This window comes from Brumimicrobium salinarum, assembly GCF_002844555.1.
GTDB classification, from domain to species: Bacteria; Bacteroidota; Bacteroidia; order Flavobacteriales_D; family Crocinitomicaceae; genus Brumimicrobium; species Brumimicrobium salinarum.
Genome location: NZ_PJNI01000057.1, coordinates 1 through 319 on the forward strand (window position 1 = coordinate 1; position 319 = coordinate 319).

A 319-nucleotide genomic window follows, 5' to 3' on the forward strand; every position below is an offset into this window, starting at 1 on the left:
GATGACCCTTACAGATCCAAATCCACCAGCAATCGATGCGGGAGCCGATCAGGTACTATGTGAAGGAGCGACAACAACGCTTAATGCCATTAACCCAGATGGAGCAACAGTTACTTGGGACAATGGAGTAACCGATGGAACAGCATTTACCCCTCCAGTAGGAACAACAACTTACACGGTTACAGCGAACTTGGCAGGATGTACAAATTCTGACCAAATGACCATCACAGTTACGCCTTCTATTACAGGATTAACTTGTCCAGGTGCTTTAACAGCCACTTGTGATATCACAGAACAACCAGCATATGCAGATTATAAT

At 44.8% G+C, this 319-nt stretch carries 1 protein-coding gene; it reads left to right on the forward strand.

The genetic code is table 11. The annotated features are described in order from the left end of the window. Positions 1–319, forward strand: a 319-nt coding sequence (locus tag CW751_RS15510; protein WP_165779340.1) for a hypothetical protein, incomplete at both ends; no start/stop codon positions are given.